Consider the following 1,782-nt stretch of genomic DNA (forward strand, 5'->3'; position numbering starts at 1 on the left):
GCTTGTCGAGCGGGGATTGATCGAGCCTGGGCATGCCTTCGGGACGGAGGACGGCGAACGCCGCTTCGCCGCCGGAGACCAGATTGTTTTCCTCAAGAATGAGGGATCGTTGGGTGTCAAGAACGGCTCGATTGCTCGCGTCGTTGAAGCGAGCAAGGGTCGGATTGTCGCGGAGATCGGTGACGGCCCCAGTGAGACCCGCCACCGGGTCGAGGTCGAGCAGCGCTTCTACCGCAACATCGATCACGGTTATGCCACGACTACCCACAAGAGCCAGGGTGCGACCGTCGATCGGGTGAAAGTGCTGGCGACGCTGTCGCTGGACAAGCACTTGACCTACGTCGCGATGACCCGACATCGGGAAGACGTGGCGCTCTACTATGGCAGGCGCTCCTTCGACAAAGTCGGCGGGCTGGTTGAGGTGCTCTCCCGGCGCAATGCCAAGGAAACAACTCTCGACTATGACGGGAGTAGGCTCTATTCCGCTGCGCTCCGTTACGCCACCACGCGCGGCCTCCATGCCGTCCGCGTCGCCCGAACTCTGGTCTCCGATCGACGCCACTGGATCATCCGCCAGAAGGCGCGACTGGAAGGGCTGGCAACGCGCCTCGCGACCATCAGTGCGCGTCTCGGCGTAATCAGAACCTCTCCATCCTCAGCCACTGTAAGGAGTGAGCCGATGATCCCTGGCATAGGCAGTTTTGCCAAAACTGTCACCGACGTGGTCGAGGAACGCCTGGTGGCCGACCCGGCATGTAAGCGCCAGTGGAAAGAAGTCTCGGATCGCTTCCGCGACACCTATGCCGATCCGGCAGCTGCGTTGTCTGCCATGAAGTTCGATGTGGTCATCAACGACCCGAAGCACAGCAAAGCCGTTCTCGAAAAGCTCGAACAGGGACCCGCTGCGTTCGGACCGCTCAAAGGCAAATCAGGTCTGCTGGCTTCGCGACAGGAGAAAGCCGATCGTTCAAACGCCGAACGCAGCGGACCAACCATTCGGCTCGAGATCGAGCGCTATCTACGGGCTCGAGCTAACGCCACGGTGCGGATCGAAGCCGAGGAGCAGAAGTCGCGGGCAGGGGTGCGCGTTGATATTCCGGCGCTGTCGTCGGAAGCGGTTGTGATACTGGAAAAAGTCCGCGACGCCATTGATCGTAACGACCTGCCATCAGCGCTTGGCTTTGCCTTGGCCAACAGATTGGTCAAAGCCGAAATTGGCGGATTCAACGCCGCCATTGCCGAGCGTTTCGGGGATCGGGCTTTCCTCGGCATCAACGCCAACCGACCCGATGGACCGGCGTTCGATGCCATGGCTGCGGGTCTCAAAGCCAATGAACGCGAGAAGCTCGCGACGGCCTGGCCGGTCATGCGGGCCGCTCAAAAGCTCGCTGCGCATGAAAAGACCGACCAGGCCATCAAGGAACGCCAGGCGATCGAGAAACACCGCACCGCGACGAGAGGATTGTGATGGTGCGGCAGCGAAAGATTGCTATCGGCGCCCTGGCAGTGGGCGCTGGTATTCTTTTGGCTCTTGTCGCCGGCGGCTTTTGGGGCGGGCTGCGTCTCAATCTCACGCCGAGTTATCCGCTCGGCATTTGGCGTATCGAGCCTCTTGATCGAGAAGCGGTCGTTGGCGATCTGGTGTTCATCTGCTCGCCCACTACGCCAGCATTTGTGCTGGGTGTCGAGCGCGGCTATCTGCCCACCGGTCTGTGTCCGGGCGGCACAGGCCCACTGATCAAGAACGTGGTCGCCGTCGCCGGCCAGGTCGTCGATATCGAA

2 protein-coding genes are annotated in these 1,782 nt (G+C 61.3%); both read left to right on the top strand.

From position 1 onward, the window contains the following. Positions 1-1,468: BID domain-containing protein (locus WH91_RS19835; protein WP_046172753.1), on the top strand; the 1,468-nt coding region annotated here is incomplete at its 5' end. Positions 1,469-1,470: 2 nt separating this feature from the next. After that, positions 1,471-1,782 (top strand): S24/S26 family peptidase (locus WH91_RS19840; protein WP_486813363.1); only part of this gene is annotated, 312 nt, incomplete at its 3' end.

It is taken from the genome of Devosia psychrophila (genome assembly GCF_000971275.1).
In the GTDB taxonomy this organism is placed as follows: domain Bacteria; phylum Pseudomonadota; class Alphaproteobacteria; order Rhizobiales; family Devosiaceae; genus Devosia; species Devosia psychrophila.